Here is a 21,614-nt window from a genome sequence, read left to right as displayed (position 1 = left end):
ACTCCGAGTGATGGGACCGCTTCCAGCGTAGCAATCCCCTCGCCCACCGCGATTGACCTCGGGCACTCGCCGAGCGAGCCACATATAAAAAAAGACGGCGCCCGGGATGGGGCACCGCCTTCTGGCAGGAGGCGTGAGCCGGCTCAGCGATCGTCGAACAAGGCGTCGCCGACCTCGTCGATCATCCGCTCGGCCTTGCTGACCATCAGCGCCTCGCAGGCCTCGCGACCGGGCACCACGTCGGAGCGCTCGAAGCGATGCTCGAGCATCGCCTCGCCCTCGCCGCCGGGCTTGCGGATCCAGCCGCTGACGCGATACTGGCCGCCCATCTCCTCGCACTGGGGCACGATCAGGTAGCCCTGGTAGGACACCGGCTCGCCCTCGGGTGCGGCGGCGGGCGTCGACTCTCCCTGGCCGAACAGACCGGATAGCAGTTTCTTCAGCATCGAAGCCTCCTGGATCAAGAGCGCCGACTTGATCGTCGGCGCTTTCTGGATCAGTCCTGCTGACGCCCCTTACCCGCCGCAATGCGCAGACGCAGGGCGTTGAGCTTGATGAAGCCCTCGGCATCCTTCTGATCGTAGGCGCCGGCATCGTCCTCGAAGGTAGCGATGGACTCGTCGAACAGCGAGGCGTCGGACTTGCGGCCGGCCACGGTGGCGTTGCCCTTGTAGAGCTTCATGCGCACCACGCCGGAGACGTTCTTCTGGGTCTCGTCGATAGCGGCCTGCAGGGCGCGGCGCTCCGGACTCCACCAGTAGCCGTTGTAGATCACCTCGGCGTACTTCGGCATCAGCTGATCCTTGAGGTGGGCCTCCTCGCGATCCAGGGTCAGCGACTCGATGGCGCGGTGGGCGCGCAGCATGATGGTGCCCCCCGGGGTCTCGTAGCAGCCGCGGGACTTCATGCCCACGTAGCGGTTCTCGACGATGTCGAGACGACCGATGCCGTTGTCGCCGCCCAGCTGGTTGAGCTTGGAGATGACTTCATGGGGACGCATCGGCTCGCCGTCGATAGCCACGATGTCGCCGTTCTCATAGGTCAGCTCGACGTAGGTCGGGGTGTCCGGCGCGGCCTCCGGGGAGACGCTCCAGCGCCACATGTCTTCCTCGGCCTCGGTCCAGGGGTCCTCGAGGTTGCCGCCCTCGTAGGAGATGTGCAGCAGGTTGGCATCCATGGAGTACGGCGACTTCTTATTCTGGCTGGTGAAGTCGACCGGGATGTCGTGCTGCTGGCAGTAGGCCATCAGCTTCTCGCGGGAGTTGAGGTCCCACTCGCGCCACGGGGCGATCACCTTGACGCCCGGCTTCAGCGCGTAGGCGCCGAGCTCGAAACGCACCTGGTCGTTGCCCTTGCCGGTGGCACCGTGGGAGATGGCGTCGGCGCCGGTCTGGTTGGCGATCTCGATCAGGCGCTTGGCGATCAGCGGACGCGCGATGGAGGTGCCGAGCAGGTACTCGCCTTCGTAGATGGTGTTGGCGCGGAACATCGGATAGACGTAGTCGCGGGCGAACTCCTCGCGCAGGTCCTCGATGTAGATTTCCTTGACGCCCAGCGCCTCCGCCTTGGCGCGAGCCGGCTCGACTTCCTCGCCCTGGCCGATGTCGGCGGTGAAGGTCACCACTTCGCAGTCGTAGGTTTCCTGCAACCACTTGACGATGACGGACGTGTCCAGGCCGCCGGAATAGGCAAGCACGACCTTCTTGACATCGGACATGCTGAGGCTCCTTTTAGCTATTCGGTGTAGGGCAGCGATTATAGCGCGCCGAGACTGGCGCGAATACCGGCCCGGCGGGACGCATCGCGGTGAAACTGCTAGACTCCCGCGTTTCGAGACAACCCGACCCCAAGTCAAGGAGAGGTGCATGAGCGAGGTGGCCGCCCGCGAACTCATGGCACAACGCTTCCGCAGTTTCCTGCCCGTGGTGGTGGACCTGGAAACCGGCGGCTTCAATGCCCAAGGCGACGCGATCCTGGAGATCGCCGCCGTGACCCTGACCATGGACCCCGAGGGCAACCTGATGCCCGACGCCACCTATGCCTATCACGTCAATCCCTTCGAGGGGGCCAACGTCGAGCAGTCCGCGCTGGACTTCACCGGCATCCGCCTCGACGACCCGCTGCGCCAGCAGGTCGCGGTGAGCGAGGCCGAGGCACTGGGCGAGATCTTCCGCCCGGTGCGCAAGGCGATCAAGGCCAGCGGCTGCACCCGCGCGGTGCTGGTGGGGCACAACGCCGCCTTCGATCACGGCTTCCTGAACGCCGCGGTGGAACGCTGCGGGGTCAAGCGCAACCCCTTCCACCCCTTCTCGAGCTTCGACACCGCCTCGCTGGCCGGTCTGGTGTACGGGCAGACCGTGCTGGCCCGCGCCTGCCGCGCCGCCGGCATCGAGTTCGACAACAGTGAAGCCCACTCGGCGCGCTACGACACCGAACGCACCGCCGAGCTGTTCTGCGCCATGGTCAACCGCTACAAGGACCTGGGCGGCTGGCAGCTGGCCCAGCGCGAGCAGGGCATCGAAGAGCCGTAAGCTGCGAGGCGCGAGGCGCGAGGCGCGAGGCGCGAGGCGCGAGGCGCGGCAACATGTTACGGTGCCCCCAGATGCAAACACCCCCCGCAGCCAGGCTGCGGGGGGTGTTGTTCTTCCAGCTTCACGCATCCAGGCGCGAAGCGCCGCTCTTCAAGCTTCCGATCAGCCTTCGGCCTGATCGTCCTGATGCTTGGCGGCGGTTTCCTTGATCAGGGGCTCGAGCTCGCCGTTCTGGTACATCTCGACGACGATGTCGCAGCCGCCGACCAGCTCGCCCTCGACCCACAGCTGCGGGAAGGTCGGCCAGTTGGCCACCTTGGGCAGCTCGGCACGGATGTCCGGGTTGTCCAGCACGTTGACGAAGGCGAAGCGCTCGCCGCAGGCCATCAGCGCCTGGACGGTCTGGGCGGAGAAACCGCACTGCGGCAGCTGGGGGGTGCCTTTCATGTAGATCAGGATCGGGTTCTCGCTGATCTGGCGCTGGATGTTCTCGACGGTGGTACTCATCTGCATTCCCTCTGGATCGGTGGTGGCCGCCGCGCCTAAGGACAATACCCGAGCGCGCAGGTGGGCCTTCGATGCCGACATTGTACGGATGCCGGCCGCGTTGCGCATCCCCCGCCGGCTGGCTAGGATGGTCGTTTTTCTCCGTGGAGTGACGCCATGGCCACCCGCCATTTCCTGACCCTGCTCGACCTGAGTCCGGAAGAGCTGCGCTACCTGATTCAGCGCGGCATCACGATCAAGAACGGCCTGAAGACCCACGGCCCGACCTACACCCCCTTCGCCAATCGCACCCTGGCGATGATCTTCGAGAAGTCGTCGACGCGCACGCGGGTGTCGTTCGAGACCGCCATGGCCCAGTTCGGCGGCCACGCCCTGTTCCTGTCGCCCCGCGACACCCAGCTGGGCCGCGGCGAGCCGATCGGCGACACCGCCCGCGTACTCTCGGAGATGGTCGACGCGGTGATGATCCGCACCTTCTCCCATGACGGCCTCGAGGAGTTCGCCGCCGCCAGCGAGGTGCCGGTGATCAACGCCCTGACCGATGATTACCATCCCTGCCAGCTGCTGGCCGACGTCATGACCTGGACCGAGCTGCGTGGCAGCGTGCGCGGCCGCACGGCGGTATGGATCGGCGACGGCAACAACATGTGCCACTCCTGGATCAACGCCGCCCGCCAGTTCGAGTTCGACCTGCGCGTGGTCTGCCCCGAGGGCTACGAGCCACGCCAGGACATCCTCGACGCCGCCGGTGATCGGGTGACCATCCACCGCGACCCCATGGCCGCCGTGGAAGGCGCCGACCTGGTGACCACCGACGTCTGGGCTTCCATGGGTCAGGAAGAAGAGCAGGCCAAGCGCGAAGCCGACTTCGCCGGCTTCCAGGTCAGCGAGGCGATGCTCGACCGCGCCGCCGCCGACGTGCTGTTCCTGCACTGCCTGCCGGCCCACCGCGGCGAGGAGATCAGCGAGACCCTGCTCGACGATCCTCGTGCCGTGGTCTGGCAGGAAGCCGGCAACCGCCTGCACGCCCAGAAGGCACTGATCGAGTTCCTGCTGCTGGGCCGCGTCGAGAACTGATCGACGTCTGCTTCGCTGCCCTCACGACGCCTCGGCAACGCCGGGGCGTCGCTGTGTCTGCGGCTTTTCCACGCGACTGACACCATCGCAGCCACCGGCGACCAGCCGAGGAGCGGCGACGACTCACACCTCACACCTTATACCTTGGTCTAACTCCCTCCCGCCGGTATAATGCGCCGCAACATATGTCACCGCGAGACAGGCCGTCCCTCCATGACCACCCTCTCCGCCGGCACCATCGCCCAGCGCAGCCTCCGCCAGTGCCTGTGCAACATGGCCGAGCTGCTCTATCGCCAGGGCCATGTCCTGGAAACCGTCTCCAGCCCGCACCGCGGCCTCGACCGCCGCGCCCTGAACGCCCTTGCCCAGGCCGAGCACGACTGGCCGAGCCATCAGCGCACCCTGGAGCACAGCGAGGCCGCCACCTTCAACGCCCAGCGTCGCTTCGTGCTCACCGACCTGGGTCGCGAGCTGCTGTTCGAGATGTTTGGCGAGGGCGCCGCCGATATTGCCTAGGTGCGAGGTGCGAGGTGCGAGGTGCGAGGTGCGAGGTGCGAGGTGCGAGGTGGGCGTAGAGTAGATACGCGTCAGCGCATCTACCATGGTCAGGTCCCGAGGAAACCGACCCTCGGCCAGGAGAAATAAGCGCCAGCGCATCCGATTCGGCGACTTGCGTCAACTCTGCGTCGCCTTGTGACAACTCCCTTCCGACGCCATGACGGACACTCCGTGCAGTTCACGCAAGGAGGTCCCCATGAACCGCAATGTCATCCTGACCTGCGCCATCACCGGCGCCGGCGATACCGCCGACAAGAACCCCAACGTGCCGGTCACGCCCAAGCAGATCGCCGACGACTGCATCGCCGCCGCCAAGGCCGGCGCCAGCGTCGCCCACATCCACGTCCGCGACCCCGAGACCGGCGGCATCAGCCACTCCACCGAGCACTTCCGCGAGGTGATGGATCGTGTCCGCGAGGCGGACACCGACATCGTCATGAACATCACCGCCGGCGGCGGCGGCGACTGGATCCCCGACGCCGAGGACCCGACCCGCGGCGGCCCGGGTACCGATATCCAGACCCCGGCCGAGCGCCACGCGCCGGTGGGCGAGCTGCTCCCCGAGCTGTGCACCCTGGACTGTGGCAGCCTCAACTTCGGCGACATGGTCTACGTCAACACCGCCGACTGGCTGCGCGAGCACGCCCGCCTGGTGCAGGCCGCCGGCGTGAAACCGGAGCTCGAGTGCTTCGACCTGGGCCACGTCTGGTTCGCCCGCCAGCTGCAGCAGGAAGGCCTGCTCGACGGCGATCCGCTGTTCCAGCTGTGCCTGGGCATTCCCTGGGGCGCCGAGGCCGACCCCGAGACCATGCTAGCGATGCGCAACAAGCTGCCGGAGAATGCCAACTGGGCGGCCTTCGGCATTGGCCGCCAGCAGATGCCCATGGTCGCCCAGGCCATGCTGCTCGGCGGCCACGTCCGCGTCGGCCTGGAGGACAACCTCTATCTGAGCAAGGGCGTGAAGGCCACCAACGCCCAGCTGGTCGAGAAGGCCGGCACCCTCATCGACAACCTCGGCGGGCGCATCATGACCCCGGCCGAGACCCGGGCGCATCTCAAGCTGCGCGACCCCAAGACCGGCCTGACCGCCGAGACCGCCGTGGGAGGTGAGGCATGAGCCACCAACTCTCCGTCATCGGCACCGGCGTCATCGGCAACGGCTGGATCGCCCGGGCCCTCGCCCAGGGCTGGGACGTGGTCGCCTTCGACCCGGCCCCGAACGCCGTCGAACGCACCCGCGCCTTCGTCGACAATGCCTGGCCGTCGCTCGAGAAGCTCGGCCTGGCCGAAGGAGCAGCCCCCACGCGCCTGACCTTCGTCGACAGCCTCGAGGAGGCCGTGGCCGGCGCCGACCTGGTCCAGGAGAACGTGCCCGAGCGCCTCGAGCTCAAGCGCGAGATCCTCGCCGCCATCGACGCCGCGGCCGCACCGGGTGCGATCATCGGCTCCTCCACCTCGGGCTTCAAGCCCAGCGACCTGCAGCGCGACTGCCGCTGGGTGCCGGGCCGGGTGATCGTCGCCCACCCCTTCAACCCGGTCTACCTGCTGCCGCTGGTGGAGCTGGTCGGCGGCGAGGCCACCGAACCCCGCCAGATCGAGCAGGCCCAGGCCCTCTACCAGGAGCTGGCCATGCGGCCGCTGGTGGTGCGTCGCGAGATCGAGGGGCATATCGCCGACCGGCTGATGGAGGCGCTGTGGCGCGAGGCCCTGCACCTGGTCAACGACGGCGTGGCCACCACCGAGGAAGTGGACGCCGCGGTCGTCTACGGCTGCGGCCTGCGCTGGTCGCTGATGGGCACCTTCCTGACCTTCCATCTGGCCGGCGGCGAACAGGGCATGCGCCACATGCTCGAGCAGTTCGGCCCGGCGCTGAAGCTGCCCTGGACCAAGCTCGAGGCGCCCAAACTCACCGATGAGCTGATCGACAAGGTCGTCGAGGGCTGCGAATTCCAGGCCGCCGATCGCCCGGTGGCCGAGCTCGACCGCCGCCGCGACGACTTCCTGGTCGAGCTGCTCGACCTGGTGCAGAAGTACTGGCCCGAGGCCGAAGGCCTGGAAGGACGCATCTGATGGCGCTGCTCGACACCCGCGTCGCCCCGGAATGGGTCGACTACAACGGCCATATGAACGATGCCGAATACGCCCGGGTGTTCTCGCTCGGCGTGGAGGCGCTGATGGACGCGATCGGCCTCGACGAGGCCGGCCGCCGCGATCATGGCTACACGATCTACACCCTGGAGACCCACCTCTGCTATCGCCGCGAGGCTCACGAGGGCCAGCCGCTGGTCGTCGAGGCGACGCTGCTGGACCGCGACCCCAAGCGCCTGCACGTGTTCTTCGAGATGTTCGATACCGAGGGCACCCTGCTGGCCACCAGCGAGCAGATGCTGATGGGCATCGACAGCGAGGCCGGCCGCCCGGCGCCCTTCCCCGCCGCCGTCGAGGCGGGAATCGATGCGCTGCCGCGTGTCGCTGCCGACGCCTGGCCTGAGGCCGCCGGCCGCCACATCGGGCTGCCCGGCAAGCGCTGAGCCCGGCGCTTGCCGCACCTGGAACGTCAAGAGGCCCGATCCGGCTCTGCCGGATCGGGCCTCTTGTATCAAGGCATGCGCCCGTGAAGGCCAGGCTCAGTACTGGCCGAGCGTGGCCTCCAGCTTGAACATCGAGGCGGACAGCTCGCCCGGCGACATCACCGGCGACTCAGGCGCCACGGCAGACGGCCAGGCCGTCAGCGTCTGGTCGTAGGCCGCCAGCAGGCTCTCGCGGGTATCGTCGTCGTACAGGTCGGCATGCTGCTCGAGCAGGGCCTTGGCGGTCTGCACGAAGCCGAAGCTGTCCTGATACTCCAGGACGTTGACGAACTCGCCGTCCTCGCCGATGGCTTCTTCATACTCGGCCATCGCCTGATGCAGCAGCGCCAGCTGGACGCGGCTCTGGAAGGTCACGTCGCCGAGCAGATCGGCATCGACCGTCTGAAGCGCGCCGTCGATGGCCGCGAACGCCGCCTCATAGGCCTCGGTGTGGCTGCCCCACTCGCCGCCTTCGCGGGTATCGGCAATCAGCGCTTCGAGCTTGGGCTCGAAGTCGTCGACGCCGCGCGCCTCGAAGGCCGGTTCCATGGGCTCGTAGAGCTCGTGAATGGGATGGCCGAAGTGCGGCTGGGCGGCGGTCTGTTCGCCTTCCTGGTAGAGCTCACGCGCCACGGTGAGATGGCCCTTCATCATGGCCAGGTTGGTGGCGTAGACGCCAGGATTGCTGACGTCGAGGGCGTGGCCGGCCTCACCGCCTTCACCGCCTTCACCGCCTTCGCCGCCGCCGGAAGCGTTCAGGTAGGAGAAGACGGCATACGCATCGGCGCCACCTTCGCCACCTTCGCCACCTTCGCCACCTTCGCCACCTTCGCCACCTTCATGGTGACCGGACTCGCCGCCTTCACCGCCATCATGGTGACCGCTTTCGCCACCTTCATGATGGCCGCCTTCGCCGCCTTCACCACCCTCTCCACCGTGACCGTCCTGAACCTGCATCGGCTCGTCGGCCGTCTGGCCGGGCTCGGCGGATTCATCGGCCCAGCTGATGCCGCTGGCCCCCAGCAGGACGCTGGTACCGACACCGACCCAGAGCTTGGTGCGAGTAGTATGAGACATATGCGCGCTTCCTTTTGATGTTGTGATAGCCGGGACACACGGCCCCTCAGGCCGACTCGGACGGCCATAGAGTGCCGCCATAGAGAAGTTAATGCAAACGATTCACAGTCGTTTATAATCGCCACACATTCTCGACCCGCCGGAGCTCCGACCGTGATTCTCTGCATCGACCAGGCCATCCCTCCCGAGCTGCTGTCCCACGTGCGCACGACCCTGGCCGACAGCGAATTCCGCGACGGGCGCGAGACGGCCGGCTGGCACGCGCGCACGGTCAAGCAGAACCAGCAGGCCGACGGCCGTCGCCCCGAGATCGCCGAGCTGCGCCAGGACATCGCCAAGGCCCTTCAGGCGCATCCGTTGTTCCAGATGGCCGCGCGCCCGAAGCGCCTCAAGCCGCTGATGTTCAGCCGCTACCAGCCGGGCATGTCCTACGGCAACCACGTCGACGACGCGGTAATGGCCGGGCCCCAGGGCGCCATGCGCACCGATCTGTCGTTCACGCTGTTCCTCAACGACCCGGACGGCTACGAAGGTGGCGAGCTGCTGATGGACACCACCGCCGGCGAACAGACCTACAAGCTGCCGGCCGGCGGACTGATTCTCTATCCCTCCTCGACCCTGCATCGCGTCGAGCCGGTCACCCGCGGCGAGCGCCTCGCCGCGGTGGGCTGGGCCCAGAGCCAGGTCCGAGACCCGCAGCAGCGCGAGATCCTGTTCGACCTGGATACCACCCGGCGCCAGGAATTCGACGCCAACGGCAAGACCCGCACCTTCGACATGCTGTCGAAGAGCCTGGCAAACCTGCTGAGGATGTGGGCGGAGGTGTGAAGCGCTCCGTCAGCCTCGCCGCATCTCCCGCGGCGAGGCATCGAAGTGCTGGCGGAAGGCCCGCGAGAAGCTGGAGCTCGAGGTGAAGCCGCAGGCCAGCCCCACGGTGAGCACCTCGAGGTCGGTCTCTTCCAGTAGCTGGCGCGCGCGATTCAGGCGCAACGCCAGATACCAGTCCCGGGGCGAGCGCCCCAGCTCGCGCTCGAACAGCCGCTGCAGCTGACGCAGCGAGACGCCGCTGCGCCTGGCCACCTCGTCCAGGCTCAGCGGCGCTTCCAGGTGACGCTCCATCAGGTCGACGGCCTCCGCCAGCCGCGGGCTGTGGGTCTCCAGGCGTCGCGCCTGGGTCATGCGCTGGGCGTCGTGGCGGGTGCGCATGCGCTCGTGAATCAGCTGCTCGGACACGTCGATGGCCAACCGCTGGCCATGGCGGCGAGCGATCACCTCCAGCGCCATGTCCATGGCCGCCGCCCCGCCGGCGCAGGAGAAGCGCCGCTCGCCCAGTTCGAACAGCTCGTCGGTGGTCTCGATCGCCGGGAAGCGCTCGCGGAAGGCCGGCAGGCTCTCCCAGTGCAGGGTCACGCGCTCACCCTCGAGCAGCCCCGCCGCGGCCAGCAGGAAGCCGCCGGTATCGAGCCCGCCCAGCGCGCAGCCGGCCCCGTCCAGGCGATGCAACCAGCGCATCAGCGCGCGGCTCAGGTAGCGCTCGGGGTCGAAGCCGCTGCACACCGCCAGCGACGCGGGATGATAGCGCGCCTCGAGGCCCTGATCGGCCAGCAGCGTCATGCCGTTGGAGGCCGTGACCGGGCCACCGTCCTCGCTGATCAGCGTCCACTCGAACAGTGGCCGACCGCTGATGCGGTTGGCGATACGCAGCGGTTCGATCGCCGAGAAGAAGGCCATCATCGAAAAACGGGGAAGCAGCAGGAACCCGATCGGCTCGGGCAGAGGGCCGGCATAGTCGAGACGCATGGCATCGAAGGGGCAACGAAAGGATCGCTCATCATGACCGGCCGGCCTCCGAGTCACAAGCCGCCACTAACGCGCCCGGCATGTCGCGGCCGAGATTGCATCGGGCGGCACTCGCCCTACAATCGGGAAGTCCAATCCTGCCGCCGCGACGAGGCCCATGAGACTGAAGCCCGACGTCCCTACCCCGGAGCGGATCGATTTCCTGCTGCTGCCGCGCTTCGCCATGGTGGCGTTCTTCTCGGCGATCGAACCGCTGCGCATCGCCAATCGCATCCGCGGCGAGACGCTGTTCGAATGGCGCGTGATCGGCCGCGACGGCGAGCCGGTGGTCGCGTCCAACGGCATGACCCTGGCCGTCGACCACGCCCTGGCCGAGGCGCCGTTGTCCCCCAGCCTGGCGGTATGCGCCAGCTTCGAGCCGGAGGCCGCCATCGATCAGACGCTGATCGACTGGCTGCGCGAGCGCGCCGCGGCGGGCTGTCGGCTGGGCGGCATGGACACGGGCTGCTTCGTGCTGGCCGCCGCCGGCCTGCTCGACGACCAGACGGTGACGCTGCACTGGGAGTCGCTGCCCGAGTTCCGAGCACGGTTTCCGGACATCGACGCGGTGGAGTCGCTCTACGAGGTCACCCCGGAGGGCTTTTCCTGCGCCGGCGGCAGCTCGTCCATCGACATGAGTCTCGACCTGATCCAACGTCGCCACGGCCGAGCACTGGCCGAACAGGTCCGCGACCAGCTGGTCCACGATCAGGGCCGCCGCCCGGCCAGCCGCCAGCGCGACCCGGCGGTCCCCGACGATCCGACGCTCCACCGCGCCCTCGCGCTGATGGATGCCAACCTGGACACGCCGCTGGAGATTCGCCGGCTGGCCGAGGAGCTCGAGCTCTCCTGGCGGCGGCTCGACCGGCTGTTCGCCCGGCATCTGGGCACCTCGCCACAGCGGGCCTATCTGGCCCGGCGACTGGACCACGCCCGAGGCCTGCTGTGCGAGACCCGCCACAGCGTGATGGATGTCGCCGTGGCCTGCGGCTTCGCCTCGGCCTCGAGCTTCACCCGCGCCTTCCGCCGACGCCATGGCATGACGCCCAGCGAGCTGCGTCAACGACGCTGAGCCCCGATACTCGAACTCCGACACCCGAACTCCGACACCCCGGGACGTTCACCGCATTGACACTCGCACGCCCAGACGGTTTCACTTGAAACCAAGTTAAGCCGCGACAAGAGGAGCCTCATCATGACCGCCGCCTGGCAGCAGTACCGCAGCGCCCCACCCCTCGGCACCCGCGTGGCTCGCGCCACCGACCTGCCAGACCAGGGCCACTTGAGTCTGACCGTGGAGAGCGAGAACGGCCGCTTCCCGCTGCTGGTGGCACGCCTCGCCGACGAGGCCCTGGTCGCCTACGTCAACGCCTGCCCGCACCAGTACCTGCCGCTCGACCAGCGCGGCAATCGCCTGCTCAGCGACGACGGCGAGACCCTGCGCTGCACCAACCACGACGCCGCCTTCGCCACCCGCACCGGTGAGGGCGTGGGCGGCCTGGGACTGGGCTGCGCCCTGGACCCGGTGCCGGTGCATGTGGAGGACGGCTGGCTGATCATCGGCAAGTAGGGGTCTGTCGAATCGTGCACAGTCGGTGTCCAATCCTGCCGCCAGGCGTCGGACTGTCGCTGGCATCCTGAGCGCAACACTCACCGCTCGGGAGACGCCCCATGACCGACGCCACCCTGCCTCTCACTCCGGACTACGACGCCTGGCCGATCGACGCCGATATCGACGCCGTCTCCTTCACCCCGCGCCTGGTCACGCTGCGCTGGAGCGACGGTCGCGTCAGCCGCTATCACGGCATCTGGCTGCGCGAGAACGCCGCCGACGACACCACCGTCAATCCGGCGACCCGCGAGCGTATCCTGGACCTCTCGGCCCTGCCGGCCTGGCCGGAGATCGAAGGGGCCGAGATCGATGCCGCCGGCGCGCTGTGCGTGACCTTCGCCCCCGAGGACCGGCGCCTGCGCTTCCACCCAGGCTGGCTGCGCGCCCACGACTATGACAACGCCGGCGATCCCGAGGCGCCGCTGGTGCCGGTGACCCTCTGGCACGGCGGCCCCGACGCCGGCCCTGACACCCTCGACGCCGGCGGCCTGCTCGACACCGCCCCCGGAAGCGAGGCCGAGGAGGCGACCCTCGCCCCGGCACTCGAGAGCGTGCTCGGCAAGGGCCTGGTACGACTGCGCGGCCTGCCCACCGAACCCGGCTCGCTGGAGGCCATCGCCCATCGCATCGGCCCGATCCGCGATACCAACTTCGGCGGCCTGTTCAACGTCAGGGCCAAGCCGGATCCAGACTCCAACGCCTACACCTCCATCGCCCTGCCACCTCATACCGACCTGCCGACCCGCGAGTACCATCCGGGCCTGCAGATGCTGCACTGCCTGGAAAACAGCGTGGAGGGCGGCCAGGCGGTGATGCTCGACGGCTTCGCCGTGGCCGAGGCGCTGCGTGAGCGCGCCCCGGAGGCGTGGAATACCCTGACCCGGGTGCGCTGGTGCTACGCCAACACCGCCAGGACCACCGACTACGTGTGGTTCGAGCCGATGATTCGCCTCGACGCCCGCGGCGAGCTGCTCGAGGTGCGCATCGCCGACTTCCTGCGCGGCCCGCTGCAGACCGCCTTCGAGGACGTGGAGCCGGCCTATGAGGCGCTGATGGCGCTGCAGCGGCTGCTGCGCGACCCGGCCTTCGCCATCCGCTTCACCTACGAACCCGGCGACCTGGTGATCTTCGACAATCGCCGCCTGCTGCACGCCCGCGACGCCTTCGAGGGCAGCACCGGCCATCGCTGGCTGCAGGGCTGCTACATGGAGCGCGACGAGATCCGCTCGCGCTATCGCATGGTGCAGCGCGCCCGTCGCCAGCGGTACATCGGCGTCGAGGCCTGACCCGGGCCTCGTCTCCCTAGCCGGGGCCTCGGGCCGCCGTATCTCTTGGAGACTCGCCAAACCGCGCCCGATAGGCCCGGGAAAAGTGCGCGGTATGCGTGAAGCCGGTCGCCAGGGCGGCCTCGGTGACCGTGGCGTGGCTGGCTGACAGCAGCCGCTGCGCCCGGTCCAGGCGCATCCCCAGATAGCACTGTTTGGGTGTCTCGCCGAACCTGGCCAGAAACAGCCGCGACAGCTGCCGCTGGGACTGTCCCGCCAGGCGACAGATCTCGGGGATCGGCAGCGCCTTCGCCAGGTTGGCCTCCATCACCGCCAGGCTCTTCACCACGCTGCGCGGCAGGTTCGCGTAGCGCGCCGGGGGGCCCCCTTCCGACGATTCCCCATCTTCGTCGCCCGGCGCATCGTGCCGGTCATGGACCAGCTGGCGACTCACCGCATCGGCCAGCGCCGGCCCGTAGTCCCGGGCGATGCGATCCAGCATCATGTCGATGCCGGTGGTCCCGCCGGCACCGGTCTGGCGCGACGCATCAGACTCGAAGGCACGACGGCTGATGCTCAGGCCGGGAAATTCGCGCCGGAAGGCCGGCACGCTCTCCCAGTGCAGCGCCACCCGATGCCCCTCCAGCACCCCGGCCCGCGCCAGGATGAAGGGCGCGGTATCCAGCCCCCCCAGCCAGCCGCCGTAGGCCGCCACTCGCCGCAGCACCGCGCGGTCCTGAGCCATCACCGTGGCCTCCGCCTCGTAGGACGACACCACCATCAGATGGGCATCGTCGGGTACCTCGGCCAGCCGGCCGTCCACCTCGATGCGTACCCCGTTGCTGGCCACCACGCCCCCGCCATCCACCGAGCGCAGCCGCCAGGCGAACAGGTCGCGCCCGAAGCGATTGGCCACTCGCAGCGGCTCGAGCATGCAGAACAGCGTCAGCATCGAGAACTTGGGCAGCAGCCACACATCCAGGGTCTGCTCGGCCTGCTCCGGCGACAGCAGCGGCGGCGAATCCGGCCGTGGATAGGGCCAGGCCGGAGAAATATCGTCGCTCATGTCCAAAAAGATCAATCTTATGGCTAATTTGATCAAATGATAGCGCTGGAGCGACGTTAGGGTACAGCAGTGTCACGTCATCGGCGCCGCTGACCACGACCGTTCAAGCCCTGACCACCCGGAGATTCATCGCCATGACTGCAAGCGCCAAGGCAAGGCTGTCCGCCGACGGCAAGCGTCTGATCCTCGACCTCGATGGCCGTTCTCGCGAGTTCGCGGCCCTGTGGCTGCGCGAGCGCTCGCCGGATGCCGAGACCCTGGACCCTGGCACCGGCCAGCGGCTGATCGAGGCCGCCGAACTGCCGCTGGAGCTCGCCGTGGAACACGCCGACATCGACGGCAACGCCCTGGCGCTGCGCTTCAGCGACGGTCACGCGACGCGCTTTCCCCTGGCCGCACTGGACACCCACGACGGGGAACGCGGCGATAGCGTCCCAGGCCGCACCCTGTGGGACGCCGACCTCGACGCCCTGCCCCGGGCCGACTTCGCCGCCGCCGTCTCCGACGATGCCGCGCTGCTCGAGCTGCTCGAAGGCCTGCACCGCTACGGCGTGGCGCTGGTCTCCGGCGTGCCCACCGACGAACACGGCATGCAGGCGCTGATCGACCGTGTCGGCCCGCTGCGGCGCACCAACTGGGGCGGCATCGCCGACGTCAAGTCGGTGGCCAACGCCTATGACCTGACCATGACCCAGCGCGGCCTGGAGCCGCACACCGACAACCCCTATCGCGATCCGATCCCCGGCTACATCTGGCTGCACTGCCTGACCAATGCCGCCGACGGCGGCGACAACACCCTGGTCGACGGCTACCGCGCCGCCCAGGTGCTGCGCGAGCGCGACCCGGCGGCCTTCGACTGCCTGACCCGGGTCACGCCGCGCTTCCGCTATCGCGACGAGGGCACCTGGCTGGAGAGCGAAGGCCCGCTGATCGAGCTGGACAGCCGGGGTCGAGTGAGCCGCGTGCGCTTCAACAACCGCACCGAGCGGGTCGACGCCCTGCCGGCCGACGAACTCGAGCGCTACTACGCCGCGCGCCACGCCTTCTATGCGCTGATCACCTCCGACGAGCTGACCGTGCACCTCAAGCTCGATCCGGGCCAGATGCTGATCATGGACAACTATCGCCTGTTCCACGGGCGCAGCGCCTTCGAGCTGGCCGGCGGCGTACGCCACCTGCGCCAGGGCTACGTCGATCGCGACAGCACCGCCAGCCGCCGCCTGACCCTGCGCACTCGGCTGACCGACGTCGCCACCCCCGAGGAGGTCGCATGAACCAGGCCCGTTTCCGCCACTTCGGCGAGGCCAGCCGCGACGAGTGGGCGCTGATCGACGACCGCTTCCGCGACTACGTCACCGACGCCCCGCGCCGCGTGCTCGCACACCTGCACCGCCTGGCCGGCGATACCCACGGCTATCCGGTCGACCGCTACGAGCACTGCCTGCAGACCGCGACCCGCGCCCTGCGCGACGGCGCCGACGAGGAGATGGTGGTCTGCGCCCTGCTCCACGACATCGGCGACGACCTGGCCCCGGCCAACCACGCCGAGATCGCCGCGGCCATCCTCGAGCCGTTCATCGACCCGCTCAACGCCTGGATGATTCGTCATCACGAGCTGTTCCAGGGCTATCACTATCGCCACTATTTCGGCCTCGACCGCCACGCCCGGGAGCAGTTCCGCGACCATCCGGCCTACGAGCGTACGGTGCGCTTCTGCGACGACTGGGATCAGACCAGCTTCGACCCGGACTACGACACCCTGCCCCTCGAGCACTTCGTGCCGATGGTGGAACGCGTCCTGAATCGAGCGCCCTTCGGCGGCCTGCCGCCCATCATCGAAGAGGAGCCCCGTTCATGAACTGCGCCCAACATTTGATCTCCCTGCTCGAGGCCCACGGCGTCGACACCGCCTTCGGCATCCCCGGCGTGCATACCATCGAGCTGTATCGCGCCCTGGGCGATAGCGGCCTGGTCCACGTCACCCCGCGCCACGAACAGGGCGCCGGCTTCATGGCCGACGGCTACGCCAGGGCCAGCGGCAAGCCGGCGGCCTGCTTCATCATCTCCGGCCCCGGCATGACCAACATCGCCACCGCCATGGCTCAGGCCCTGGCCGACTCGGTGCCGATGCTGGTGATCTCCAGCGTCAACCAGCGCGCCACCCTCGGCCGCGGCCAGGGGCGGCTGCACGAGATGCCGCACCAGGGCGAGACCCTCTCCGGCGTCAGCGTGTTCAGCCACACCCTGCACGACCCGGCGGCGCTGCCCGAGGTGCTGGCCCGCGCCTTCGCGGTGTTCTCGAGCGCCCGCCCGGGCCCGGTGCACATCGAGATCCCGCTCGACGTGATGGCCGCTCCGGCGCCCGATATCGCAGCAACACCGGCCACGGTGTTTCCACCGGCGCCGGCGCCCGAGGCGCTGGCCCGGGCCGGCGAGTGGCTGGCAGGCGCCGAGCGCCCGCTGGTGCTGCTCGGCGGCGGCACCGCCGCCGCGCCGGAGCTCGCCCGGCGCCTGGCCGAGCGCCTCGACGCTCCCGCCTTCACCACCATCAACGCCAAGGGGGTGCTCGGGCTCGACCATCCGCTCGATCTCGGCGCCACCCAGAGCCTGCCCGCGGCGCGCCGACTGGCCGCCGAGGCCGACGTGGTGCTGGCGATCGGCACCGAGCTCGGCGAAACCGACTACGACCTGGTGTTCGACGAGGGCTTCCGGCTCGACGGTCGGCTGATCCGCATCGACATCGACCCGCAGCAGCTGGGCCGCAACCAGGCCGCCGACCTCGCCCTGCTCGCCGAGGCCGGCCAGGCCATGCGCGGTCTGCTCGAGGTGCTGCCGGAGGCGGCGAACCGCGACGGGGCCGCACGCGCCGAGGCCGTGCGCGAGGCACTGGCGCTGGCTGCGGACCCGGAGCTCGCCCCCTATGTGCCGCTCTACGCCACTCTGCGCGAGGCGTTGCCTGAAGCGATCGTGGTCGGCGACTCCACCGGCCCGGTCTACGCCGGCAACTTCCTGGCCGCGATGCCGACGCCGAGGCGCTGGTTCAATGCTGCCACCGGCTTCGGCACCCTCGGCTACGGCCTACCCGCAGCCCTGGGCGCCGCCTTGGCTCGCCCCGAGCAGCCGGTGGTCGCCCTGGTCGGCGACGGCGGCCTGCAGTTCGTGCTCGGCGAGCTGGGCACCGCCCGCGACCTGGGCTGGCCGGTGGCGCTGGTGATCTGGAACAACGACGGCTACGACGAGATCCGCCGCTACATGTCGATGAGCGAGGTGCCGCATCTCGGCGTCGACCTGGCCGCCCCGGACTTCCGCGCCCTGGCCGAGGCCTACGGCTGCCGCCACGTCGGCGTGACCGACCCGGCGAGCCTGCACGACGCCCTGGGCCGGCTCGGCGATGCCGGAAGCCCGCTGATCGTCGAGGTCGATGCCGCCGCCTGGACCGCATCGCTCTGACCACTTGGGACAAGCCCCTTTCCCTGGCCGGCCCGAGTCGGCCCACGACACAAGGAGACGTCCACGAATGAAGCCGCACACCAAGCCCCTGACCATGGCCTTGATCGCCGGCCTGGCCCTGTCCGGACCGGCCCTGGCCGCCGATCGCGACGACGAACTGCGCCTGGTCGTGCCGCCCTGGCCCGGGGTCACCGTGAAGAGCGAGATCCTCGCCCAGCTCATCGAGCCGCTGGGCTATACCACCAGCACCCAGGAAGTCAGCTCCACGGTGGGCTACAACACCCTGCAGACCGGCGACAGCGATGCCTTCCTGGCCGGCTGGATGCCCGCCCAGCAGGAGAGCTACGACGCCGCCATGGAGGCCGACGCCATCGTCGACCTGGGCAACAACGTCACCGGCGCCCGGATGGGCTTCGCCGTGCCGGGCTACGTGGCCGAAGCGGGGATCACCCGTGCCGAGCAGCTCGCCGACCCCGAGATCGCCGAACGCTTCGATCACACCATCTACAGCATCGAGAGCGGCTCCACGGTCACCGACATGATCGAGGGCGCCATCGAGTCCGACACGCACGGGCTCGGCGACTGGGACATCCTGCCCTCGTCGACGCCGGGCATGCTCAGCGAGGTGGCCGGCGCCGTCGACGAGGAGCGCTGGATCCTGTTCTACGGCTGGACCCCGCACTGGATGGTGCCCGAGTACGACGCGCGAATCCTCGACGACTCGGCGAACATCTTCGGCGCCGACGGCGGCCGCAGCGACGTCAAGACCATCGTCGCCAAGGGCTATGCCGAGGCCAACCCGAACCTCACTCGCCTGCTCGATCAGTTCGAGCTCAGCGCCGACGAACAGAGCGAGTTCATTCTCGAATACAGCCTCAAGGAGCGTGAGCTCGAGGACGTCGCCCATGAGTGGCTGGTCGCCCATCCCGAGCGCGTGGCCAGCTTCCTCGAGGGCGTCACCACCCGCGACGGCGAGGATGCCCTGACCGCGCTCAAGGCCAGCCTCTAGACGGCCCGACCAGATTCACGACAGAGCGAGATGCTGATGCGATTTTCCCGACTGACCCAGCGCATCGCCGGCGAAGGCGCCGCCGCCTGGGACATCCATAACCGCGCCCTGGCCCGCCGGGCCGCCGGCGAGGACATCACCGTGCTATCGGTGGGCGACCCGGATTTCGACACCCCGACGCCGATCGTCGAGGGCGCGGTGGCCAGCCTGCGCGCCGGTGCCACCCACTACCCCGACGTGCAGGGCAAGTGGGCCCTGCGCGAGGCCATCGCCGCGCGCTACCACGATCGCGGCCTGGAGGTCACCCCGGAGCAGCTGATCGTCATGGCCGGCGCCCAGTGCGGCCTCTACGCCGCCGCCCAGTGCCTGCTCGACCCGGGCGACGAGGTGATCGTCCCGGAGCCGAGCTACGTCACCTACGAGGCGGTGCTGCAGTCCACCGGCGCCGAGATGGTCCGCATCCCGCTGCGCGGCGACGCCGGCTTTCGCCTTGACGCGGCCGACCTCGAGGCGGCGATCACCCCGCGCACCCGGGCGATCCTGCTCAACAGCCCCCACAATCCCACCGGCCAGCTGATCGACGCCGAGACCTGGGCGGCCATCGCCGACCTGTGCCAGCGCCACGACCTGTGGCTGATCTCCGACGAGGTCTACGCCGAGCTGATCTTCGAGGGCGAACACGTCTGCGCCGCCGGCCTGCCCGACATGGCCGACCGCACCGTGGTGGTCGACAGCCTTTCCAAGTCCCATGCCATGACCGGCTGGCGGCTGGGCTGGGTATTGGGCCCCGAGGCGCTGATCGAGCATCTCGGCAACCTGGCGCTGTGCATGCTCTACGGCTGCCCGGACTTCATCCAGGACGCCGCCCGCGATGCCCTGAGCCAGCCCCTGCCCGAGCTGGACGCCATGCGCGAGACCTACCGCGGCCGCCGCGACGCCGTGGTCGCGGCGCTCGCCGACTGTTCCTCGGTCGACGTCATCACGCCCGACGCCGGCATGTTCCTGATGATCGATATCCGCGCCACCGGGCTGTCGTCCCAGGACTTCGCCGACCGCCTGCTCGACGAGCAGGGCGTCTCGGTGCTCTCCGGCGAGGCCTTCGGCCCCTCCGCCGCCGGCTTCGTGCGCCTCAGCCTGACCGTCGACGCGGCCCGCCTGAACGACGCCTGCCGCCGCCTGGCGCGTGTCGCCGAGCAGGCCCGCGCCGGCGCCCTGTCCACCATCGAATGAGTCGCCTATGACATCATCGCCCCAAGCCCCCTCTTCCGATGCCTCCCACCGCCTGGCGGTGGAGGCCCGACACCTCGGCAAGCGCTACGGCGAGCTCGAGGTGCTGCGCGACGTCTCCCTCGACGTGCCCGAAGGCAGCGTTACCTCGATCATCGGCGCCAGCGGCTCCGGCAAGAGCACCCTGCTGCGCTGCCTCAACCTGCTGGAGCGCCCCGACCAGGGCGATCTGGCGATTGCGGATGAGGCGATCCGCTTCGACCGTAATCCCCAGGGCGACATCGTCGGCCTCGACCGGCGCCAGCTCCAGCAGCTGCGCGCCAAGGTCAGCATGGTCTTCCAGCAGTTCAATCTGTGGCCCCACCTCACGGTGCTGGGCAACGTCACCGAGGCGCCGATGCGCGTCCAGGGCCTGTCGAAGCGTCGCGCCATCGAACGCGCGGAACACTACCTGGAGCGCGTCGGCATGGCCGACAAGCGCGACGGCTACCCGGGCTTTCTATCCGGCGGCCAGCAGCAGCGGGTGGCGATCGCACGGGCGCTGGCCATGGAGCCGCGCCTGCTGCTGTTCGACGAGCCCACCTCGGCGCTCGACCCGGAACGCGTCAGCGAGGTCCTCGGCGTGATCCAGGGCCTGGCCGCCGAGGGCCGCACCATGGTGCTCGTGACCCACGAGATGGCCTTCGCCCGCGAGGTCTCCGACCAGGTGGTGTTCCTCGATCGCGGCTTCGTCGGCGAGGCCGGCACGCCGCGCCAGGTCTTCGAGGAAAGCCAGGATCCGCGCTGCCGGCGCTTCGTGGCCCCAGCGGCCTGAGCCTTTCACTGTTGCTTAGCTCCATCAGGCAACAGCGATGAGCTTTTCCGGCGACAAGCCTTCGCGAGGCGCTGTGACCCCATCCCTGGGCGCTACTTTTGCCATCCCTGGCAAAAACCCTCGCTTCGCCTTGTCCCCGGCGCTCATCTCCTCGGGCGGGTCGGAAAGACATGCCCGCCAAACGACAATACCAAGGAGAACTGCATGAACCGTCCCCTGATCACCCTGACCGCCGCGGCCGTACTCGGTCTGTCCGCCACCGCCCAGGCCGGCGAGCCGCTGAAGATCGGCATCTCCGCCGAGCCCTATCCGCCGTTCACCTACACCTCCTCCGAGGGCGAGTGGACCGGCTTCGAGGTCGAGCTGGGCATGGCCATCTGCGAGGCCATGGAACGCGCCTGCGAGATCACCCCCACCGGCTGGAGCGGCATCATCCCCTCGCTCAAGGCCGGGCGCATCGACATGATCATGAACTCCATGTCGATCACCGAGGCCCGCCAGCGGGTGATCGACTTCAGCGATCCCTACTACTTCACCCCGGGTGCCTTCGTCGCCGCCGACGACCTGACGCTGAACGGCCCGGACGATCTCGCCGGCCAGGTGCTCGGCGTGCAGGCCGCCACTACCAACGCCACCTACGCCCGCCGGGCACTGCGCGACCAGGTCGGCGACATCCGCCTCTACGATCAGGCCGAACAGGTCAACCGCGACCTGCTGTCCGGTCGCCTGGACGTGATCCTGGCCGACAAGATCGCCATGACCGAATTCCTCGAGCGTGACGAGGCCGAGGGCTACGAGATCAAGGCCACCGCGCCGCGCCACGCGGCCTACGGCGAAGGCGTGGGCATCGGCATTCGCCAGGACGACGACGCCCTGGAGGCCGACCTCAACGCCGCCATCGCCAAGGTGCGCGAGGACGGCACCTGCCGCGCCCTGTCCGAGGAATACTTCGACACCGACATCTGCACCTGATCCGGTCCTCGACGACGCTCGTCCGGCGACCCTAGGGGTC

23 protein-coding genes are annotated in these 21,614 nt (G+C 68.9%); 17 read left to right on the top strand and 6 right to left on the bottom strand.

Translation table 11 applies throughout. From position 1 onward, the window contains the following. Window positions 1-143: 143 nt before the first annotated feature. Together MYL53_RS02660 and MYL53_RS02655 are read right to left on the bottom strand one after the other, a co-directional pair. Window positions 144-446, bottom strand: coding sequence for an HlyU family transcriptional regulator (locus MYL53_RS02660; RefSeq protein WP_247851851.1), 303 nt, complete (start codon window positions 444-446; stop codon window positions 144-146). Between the two features lie 50 nt (window positions 447-496). After that, window positions 497-1,717, bottom strand: coding sequence for an argininosuccinate synthase (locus tag MYL53_RS02655; protein WP_247851850.1), 1,221 nt, complete (start codon window positions 1,715-1,717; stop codon window positions 497-499). 148 nt (window positions 1,718-1,865) lie between these two features. On the opposite strand from MYL53_RS02655, the gene rnt reads away from it, so the two are divergent. After that, window positions 1,866-2,531: a ribonuclease T gene (gene rnt, locus MYL53_RS02650; protein ID WP_247851849.1), complete on the top strand. Its 666-nt coding sequence runs from the start codon at window positions 1,866-1,868 to the stop codon at window positions 2,529-2,531. A 162-nt stretch (window positions 2,532-2,693) separates the two neighbouring features. On the opposite strand, the gene MYL53_RS02645 is transcribed toward rnt, so the two are convergent. Continuing rightward, the gene (locus MYL53_RS02645) at window positions 2,694-3,038 is read right to left on the bottom strand and encodes a Grx4 family monothiol glutaredoxin (protein ID WP_247851847.1); all 345 of its coding nucleotides are present in this window, start codon (window positions 3,036-3,038) and stop codon (window positions 2,694-2,696) included. A 156-nt stretch (window positions 3,039-3,194) separates the two neighbouring features. On the opposite strand from MYL53_RS02645, the gene argF reads away from it, so the two are divergent. The 5 genes from argF (at window position 3,195) to MYL53_RS02620 (ending at window position 7,204) form a co-directional block, all read left to right on the top strand. Then, entirely contained in the window at window positions 3,195-4,115 is a 921-nt protein-coding gene (gene argF / locus MYL53_RS02640) for an ornithine carbamoyltransferase (protein ID WP_247851846.1), read from the top strand. A gap of 213 nt (window positions 4,116-4,328) precedes the next feature. Next, on the top strand, window positions 4,329-4,631 hold the full coding sequence (locus MYL53_RS02635; protein WP_247851844.1) for a hypothetical protein: 303 nt from the start codon (window positions 4,329-4,331) through the stop codon (window positions 4,629-4,631). A gap of 238 nt (window positions 4,632-4,869) precedes the next feature. Next, on the top strand, window positions 4,870-5,790 hold the full coding sequence (locus MYL53_RS02630) for a beta-keto acid cleavage family enzyme (RefSeq protein WP_247851843.1): 921 nt from the start codon (window positions 4,870-4,872) through the stop codon (window positions 5,788-5,790). Beyond that, window positions 5,787-6,743: an L-carnitine dehydrogenase gene (locus tag MYL53_RS02625; protein WP_247851842.1), complete on the top strand. Its 957-nt coding sequence runs from the start codon at window positions 5,787-5,789 to the stop codon at window positions 6,741-6,743. Before MYL53_RS02630 ends, MYL53_RS02625 begins: the two co-directional genes overlap by 4 nt. Then, window positions 6,743-7,204, top strand: a complete 462-nt coding sequence (locus tag MYL53_RS02620; protein ID WP_247851841.1) for a thioesterase family protein — start codon at window positions 6,743-6,745, stop codon at window positions 7,202-7,204. Before MYL53_RS02625 ends, MYL53_RS02620 begins: the two co-directional genes overlap by 1 nt. A gap of 96 nt (window positions 7,205-7,300) precedes the next feature. Here the strand turns inward: MYL53_RS02620 and MYL53_RS02615 are convergent, their stop codons facing one another. Further along, the gene (locus MYL53_RS02615; RefSeq protein ID WP_247852397.1) at window positions 7,301-8,320 is read right to left on the bottom strand and encodes a hypothetical protein; all 1,020 of its coding nucleotides are present in this window, start codon (window positions 8,318-8,320) and stop codon (window positions 7,301-7,303) included. Between the two features lie 153 nt (window positions 8,321-8,473). On the opposite strand from MYL53_RS02615, the gene MYL53_RS02610 reads away from it, so the two are divergent. Further along, window positions 8,474-9,148 (top strand): Fe2+-dependent dioxygenase, encoded by a 675-nt coding sequence (locus MYL53_RS02610; protein ID WP_247851840.1) that lies wholly within the window; start codon window positions 8,474-8,476, stop codon window positions 9,146-9,148. Between the two features lie 9 nt (window positions 9,149-9,157). On the opposite strand, the gene MYL53_RS02605 is transcribed toward MYL53_RS02610, so the two are convergent. Beyond that, entirely contained in the window at window positions 9,158-10,120 is a 963-nt protein-coding gene (locus MYL53_RS02605; protein WP_247851839.1) for a GlxA family transcriptional regulator, read from the bottom strand. A gap of 157 nt (window positions 10,121-10,277) precedes the next feature. Between MYL53_RS02605 and MYL53_RS02600 the strand changes: the two genes are divergently transcribed. From MYL53_RS02600 to MYL53_RS02590, 3 genes are all read left to right on the top strand, one after another. Beyond that, window positions 10,278-11,231 carry a GlxA family transcriptional regulator gene (locus tag MYL53_RS02600; protein ID WP_247851838.1) on the top strand — a complete coding sequence of 318 codons (954 nt, stop codon included), beginning with the start codon at window positions 10,278-10,280 and terminating at the stop codon, window positions 11,229-11,231. A gap of 123 nt (window positions 11,232-11,354) precedes the next feature. Beyond that, complete coding sequence (locus tag MYL53_RS02595) at window positions 11,355-11,729, top strand: Rieske (2Fe-2S) protein (protein WP_247851836.1); 375 nt, start codon at window positions 11,355-11,357, stop codon at window positions 11,727-11,729. A gap of 101 nt (window positions 11,730-11,830) precedes the next feature. Beyond that, window positions 11,831-13,057 carry a TauD/TfdA family dioxygenase gene (locus tag MYL53_RS02590; protein WP_247851835.1) on the top strand — a complete coding sequence of 409 codons (1,227 nt, stop codon included), beginning with the start codon at window positions 11,831-11,833 and terminating at the stop codon, window positions 13,055-13,057. A 16-nt stretch (window positions 13,058-13,073) separates the two neighbouring features. On the opposite strand, the gene MYL53_RS02585 is transcribed toward MYL53_RS02590, so the two are convergent. Beyond that, on the bottom strand, window positions 13,074-14,102 hold the full coding sequence (locus MYL53_RS02585; RefSeq protein WP_247851834.1) for a GlxA family transcriptional regulator: 1,029 nt from the start codon (window positions 14,100-14,102) through the stop codon (window positions 13,074-13,076). A 134-nt stretch (window positions 14,103-14,236) separates the two neighbouring features. On the opposite strand from MYL53_RS02585, the gene tmpA reads away from it, so the two are divergent. The 7 genes from tmpA to MYL53_RS02550 all read left to right on the top strand — a co-directional run bounded on the left by tmpA (window position 14,237) and on the right by MYL53_RS02550 (window position 21,574). After that, window positions 14,237-15,376 carry a 2-trimethylaminoethylphosphonate dioxygenase gene (tmpA, locus tag MYL53_RS02580; RefSeq protein WP_247851832.1) on the top strand — a complete coding sequence of 380 codons (1,140 nt, stop codon included), beginning with the start codon at window positions 14,237-14,239 and terminating at the stop codon, window positions 15,374-15,376. Next, window positions 15,373-15,960, top strand: a complete 588-nt coding sequence (locus MYL53_RS02575) for an HD domain-containing protein (RefSeq protein ID WP_247851830.1) — start codon at window positions 15,373-15,375, stop codon at window positions 15,958-15,960. Before tmpA ends, MYL53_RS02575 begins: the two co-directional genes overlap by 4 nt. Further along, a complete protein-coding gene (locus MYL53_RS02570; RefSeq protein WP_247851828.1) occupies window positions 15,957-17,552 on the top strand; it encodes a 5-guanidino-2-oxopentanoate decarboxylase in 1,596 nt (531 codons plus the stop codon). The genes MYL53_RS02575 and MYL53_RS02570 overlap by 4 nt, the downstream gene beginning before the upstream one ends. A gap of 67 nt (window positions 17,553-17,619) precedes the next feature. Further along, window positions 17,620-18,561: an ABC transporter substrate-binding protein gene (locus tag MYL53_RS02565; RefSeq protein WP_247851827.1), complete on the top strand. Its 942-nt coding sequence runs from the start codon at window positions 17,620-17,622 to the stop codon at window positions 18,559-18,561. A 36-nt stretch (window positions 18,562-18,597) separates the two neighbouring features. Beyond that, window positions 18,598-19,791 (top strand): pyridoxal phosphate-dependent aminotransferase, encoded by a 1,194-nt coding sequence (locus tag MYL53_RS02560; protein WP_247851825.1) that lies wholly within the window; start codon window positions 18,598-18,600, stop codon window positions 19,789-19,791. Window positions 19,792-19,798: 7 nt separating this feature from the next. Next, window positions 19,799-20,602, top strand: a complete 804-nt coding sequence (locus MYL53_RS02555; RefSeq protein WP_247851824.1) for an ATP-binding cassette domain-containing protein — start codon at window positions 19,799-19,801, stop codon at window positions 20,600-20,602. A gap of 204 nt (window positions 20,603-20,806) precedes the next feature. Further along, complete coding sequence (locus MYL53_RS02550; RefSeq protein WP_247851823.1) at window positions 20,807-21,574, top strand: transporter substrate-binding domain-containing protein; 768 nt, start codon at window positions 20,807-20,809, stop codon at window positions 21,572-21,574. The last annotated feature ends 40 nt before the right edge of the window (window positions 21,575-21,614 follow it).

This window comes from Halomonas getboli, from assembly GCF_023094245.1.
Taxonomy (GTDB): Bacteria; Pseudomonadota; Gammaproteobacteria; order Pseudomonadales; family Halomonadaceae; genus Halomonas; species Halomonas getboli.
The sequence above is the reverse complement of the archived record's forward strand: the minus strand, read 5'-3'. Positions and strand labels throughout refer to the sequence as shown.

Bases quoted from the DNA above. Each gene is read 5' to 3' on its own strand.
- MYL53_RS02590 (WP_247851835.1), top strand. From the start codon at position 11,831: ATGACCGACGCCACCCTGCCTCTCACTCCGGACTACGACGCCTGGCCG.
- MYL53_RS02570 (WP_247851828.1), top strand. From the start codon at position 15,957: ATGAACTGCGCCCAACATTTGATCTCCCTGCTCGAGGCCCACGGCGTC.
- MYL53_RS02660 (WP_247851851.1), bottom strand. From the start codon at position 446: ATGCTGAAGAAACTGCTATCCGGTCTGTTCGGCCAGGGAGAGTCGACG.
- MYL53_RS02635 (WP_247851844.1), top strand. From the start codon at position 4,329: ATGACCACCCTCTCCGCCGGCACCATCGCCCAGCGCAGCCTCCGCCAG.
- argF (WP_247851846.1), top strand. From the start codon at position 3,195: ATGGCCACCCGCCATTTCCTGACCCTGCTCGACCTGAGTCCGGAAGAG.
- MYL53_RS02575 (WP_247851830.1), top strand. From the start codon at position 15,373: ATGAACCAGGCCCGTTTCCGCCACTTCGGCGAGGCCAGCCGCGACGAG.
- rnt (WP_247851849.1), top strand. From the start codon at position 1,866: ATGAGCGAGGTGGCCGCCCGCGAACTCATGGCACAACGCTTCCGCAGT.
- MYL53_RS02645 (WP_247851847.1), bottom strand. From the start codon at position 3,038: ATGAGTACCACCGTCGAGAACATCCAGCGCCAGATCAGCGAGAACCCG.
- MYL53_RS02585 (WP_247851834.1), bottom strand. From the start codon at position 14,102: ATGAGCGACGATATTTCTCCGGCCTGGCCCTATCCACGGCCGGATTCG.
- MYL53_RS02655 (WP_247851850.1), bottom strand. From the start codon at position 1,717: ATGTCCGATGTCAAGAAGGTCGTGCTTGCCTATTCCGGCGGCCTGGAC.
- MYL53_RS02595 (WP_247851836.1), top strand. From the start codon at position 11,355: ATGACCGCCGCCTGGCAGCAGTACCGCAGCGCCCCACCCCTCGGCACC.
- MYL53_RS02630 (WP_247851843.1), top strand. From the start codon at position 4,870: ATGAACCGCAATGTCATCCTGACCTGCGCCATCACCGGCGCCGGCGAT.
- MYL53_RS02620 (WP_247851841.1), top strand. From the start codon at position 6,743: ATGGCGCTGCTCGACACCCGCGTCGCCCCGGAATGGGTCGACTACAAC.
- MYL53_RS02615 (WP_247852397.1), bottom strand. From the start codon at position 8,320: ATGTCTCATACTACTCGCACCAAGCTCTGGGTCGGTGTCGGTACCAGC.
- tmpA (WP_247851832.1), top strand. From the start codon at position 14,237: ATGACTGCAAGCGCCAAGGCAAGGCTGTCCGCCGACGGCAAGCGTCTG.
- MYL53_RS02600 (WP_247851838.1), top strand. From the start codon at position 10,278: ATGAGACTGAAGCCCGACGTCCCTACCCCGGAGCGGATCGATTTCCTG.
- MYL53_RS02560 (WP_247851825.1), top strand. From the start codon at position 18,598: ATGCGATTTTCCCGACTGACCCAGCGCATCGCCGGCGAAGGCGCCGCC.
- MYL53_RS02565 (WP_247851827.1), top strand. From the start codon at position 17,620: ATGAAGCCGCACACCAAGCCCCTGACCATGGCCTTGATCGCCGGCCTG.
- MYL53_RS02625 (WP_247851842.1), top strand. From the start codon at position 5,787: ATGAGCCACCAACTCTCCGTCATCGGCACCGGCGTCATCGGCAACGGC.
- MYL53_RS02555 (WP_247851824.1), top strand. From the start codon at position 19,799: ATGACATCATCGCCCCAAGCCCCCTCTTCCGATGCCTCCCACCGCCTG.
- MYL53_RS02605 (WP_247851839.1), bottom strand. From the start codon at position 10,120: ATGCGTCTCGACTATGCCGGCCCTCTGCCCGAGCCGATCGGGTTCCTG.
- MYL53_RS02550 (WP_247851823.1), top strand. From the start codon at position 20,807: ATGAACCGTCCCCTGATCACCCTGACCGCCGCGGCCGTACTCGGTCTG.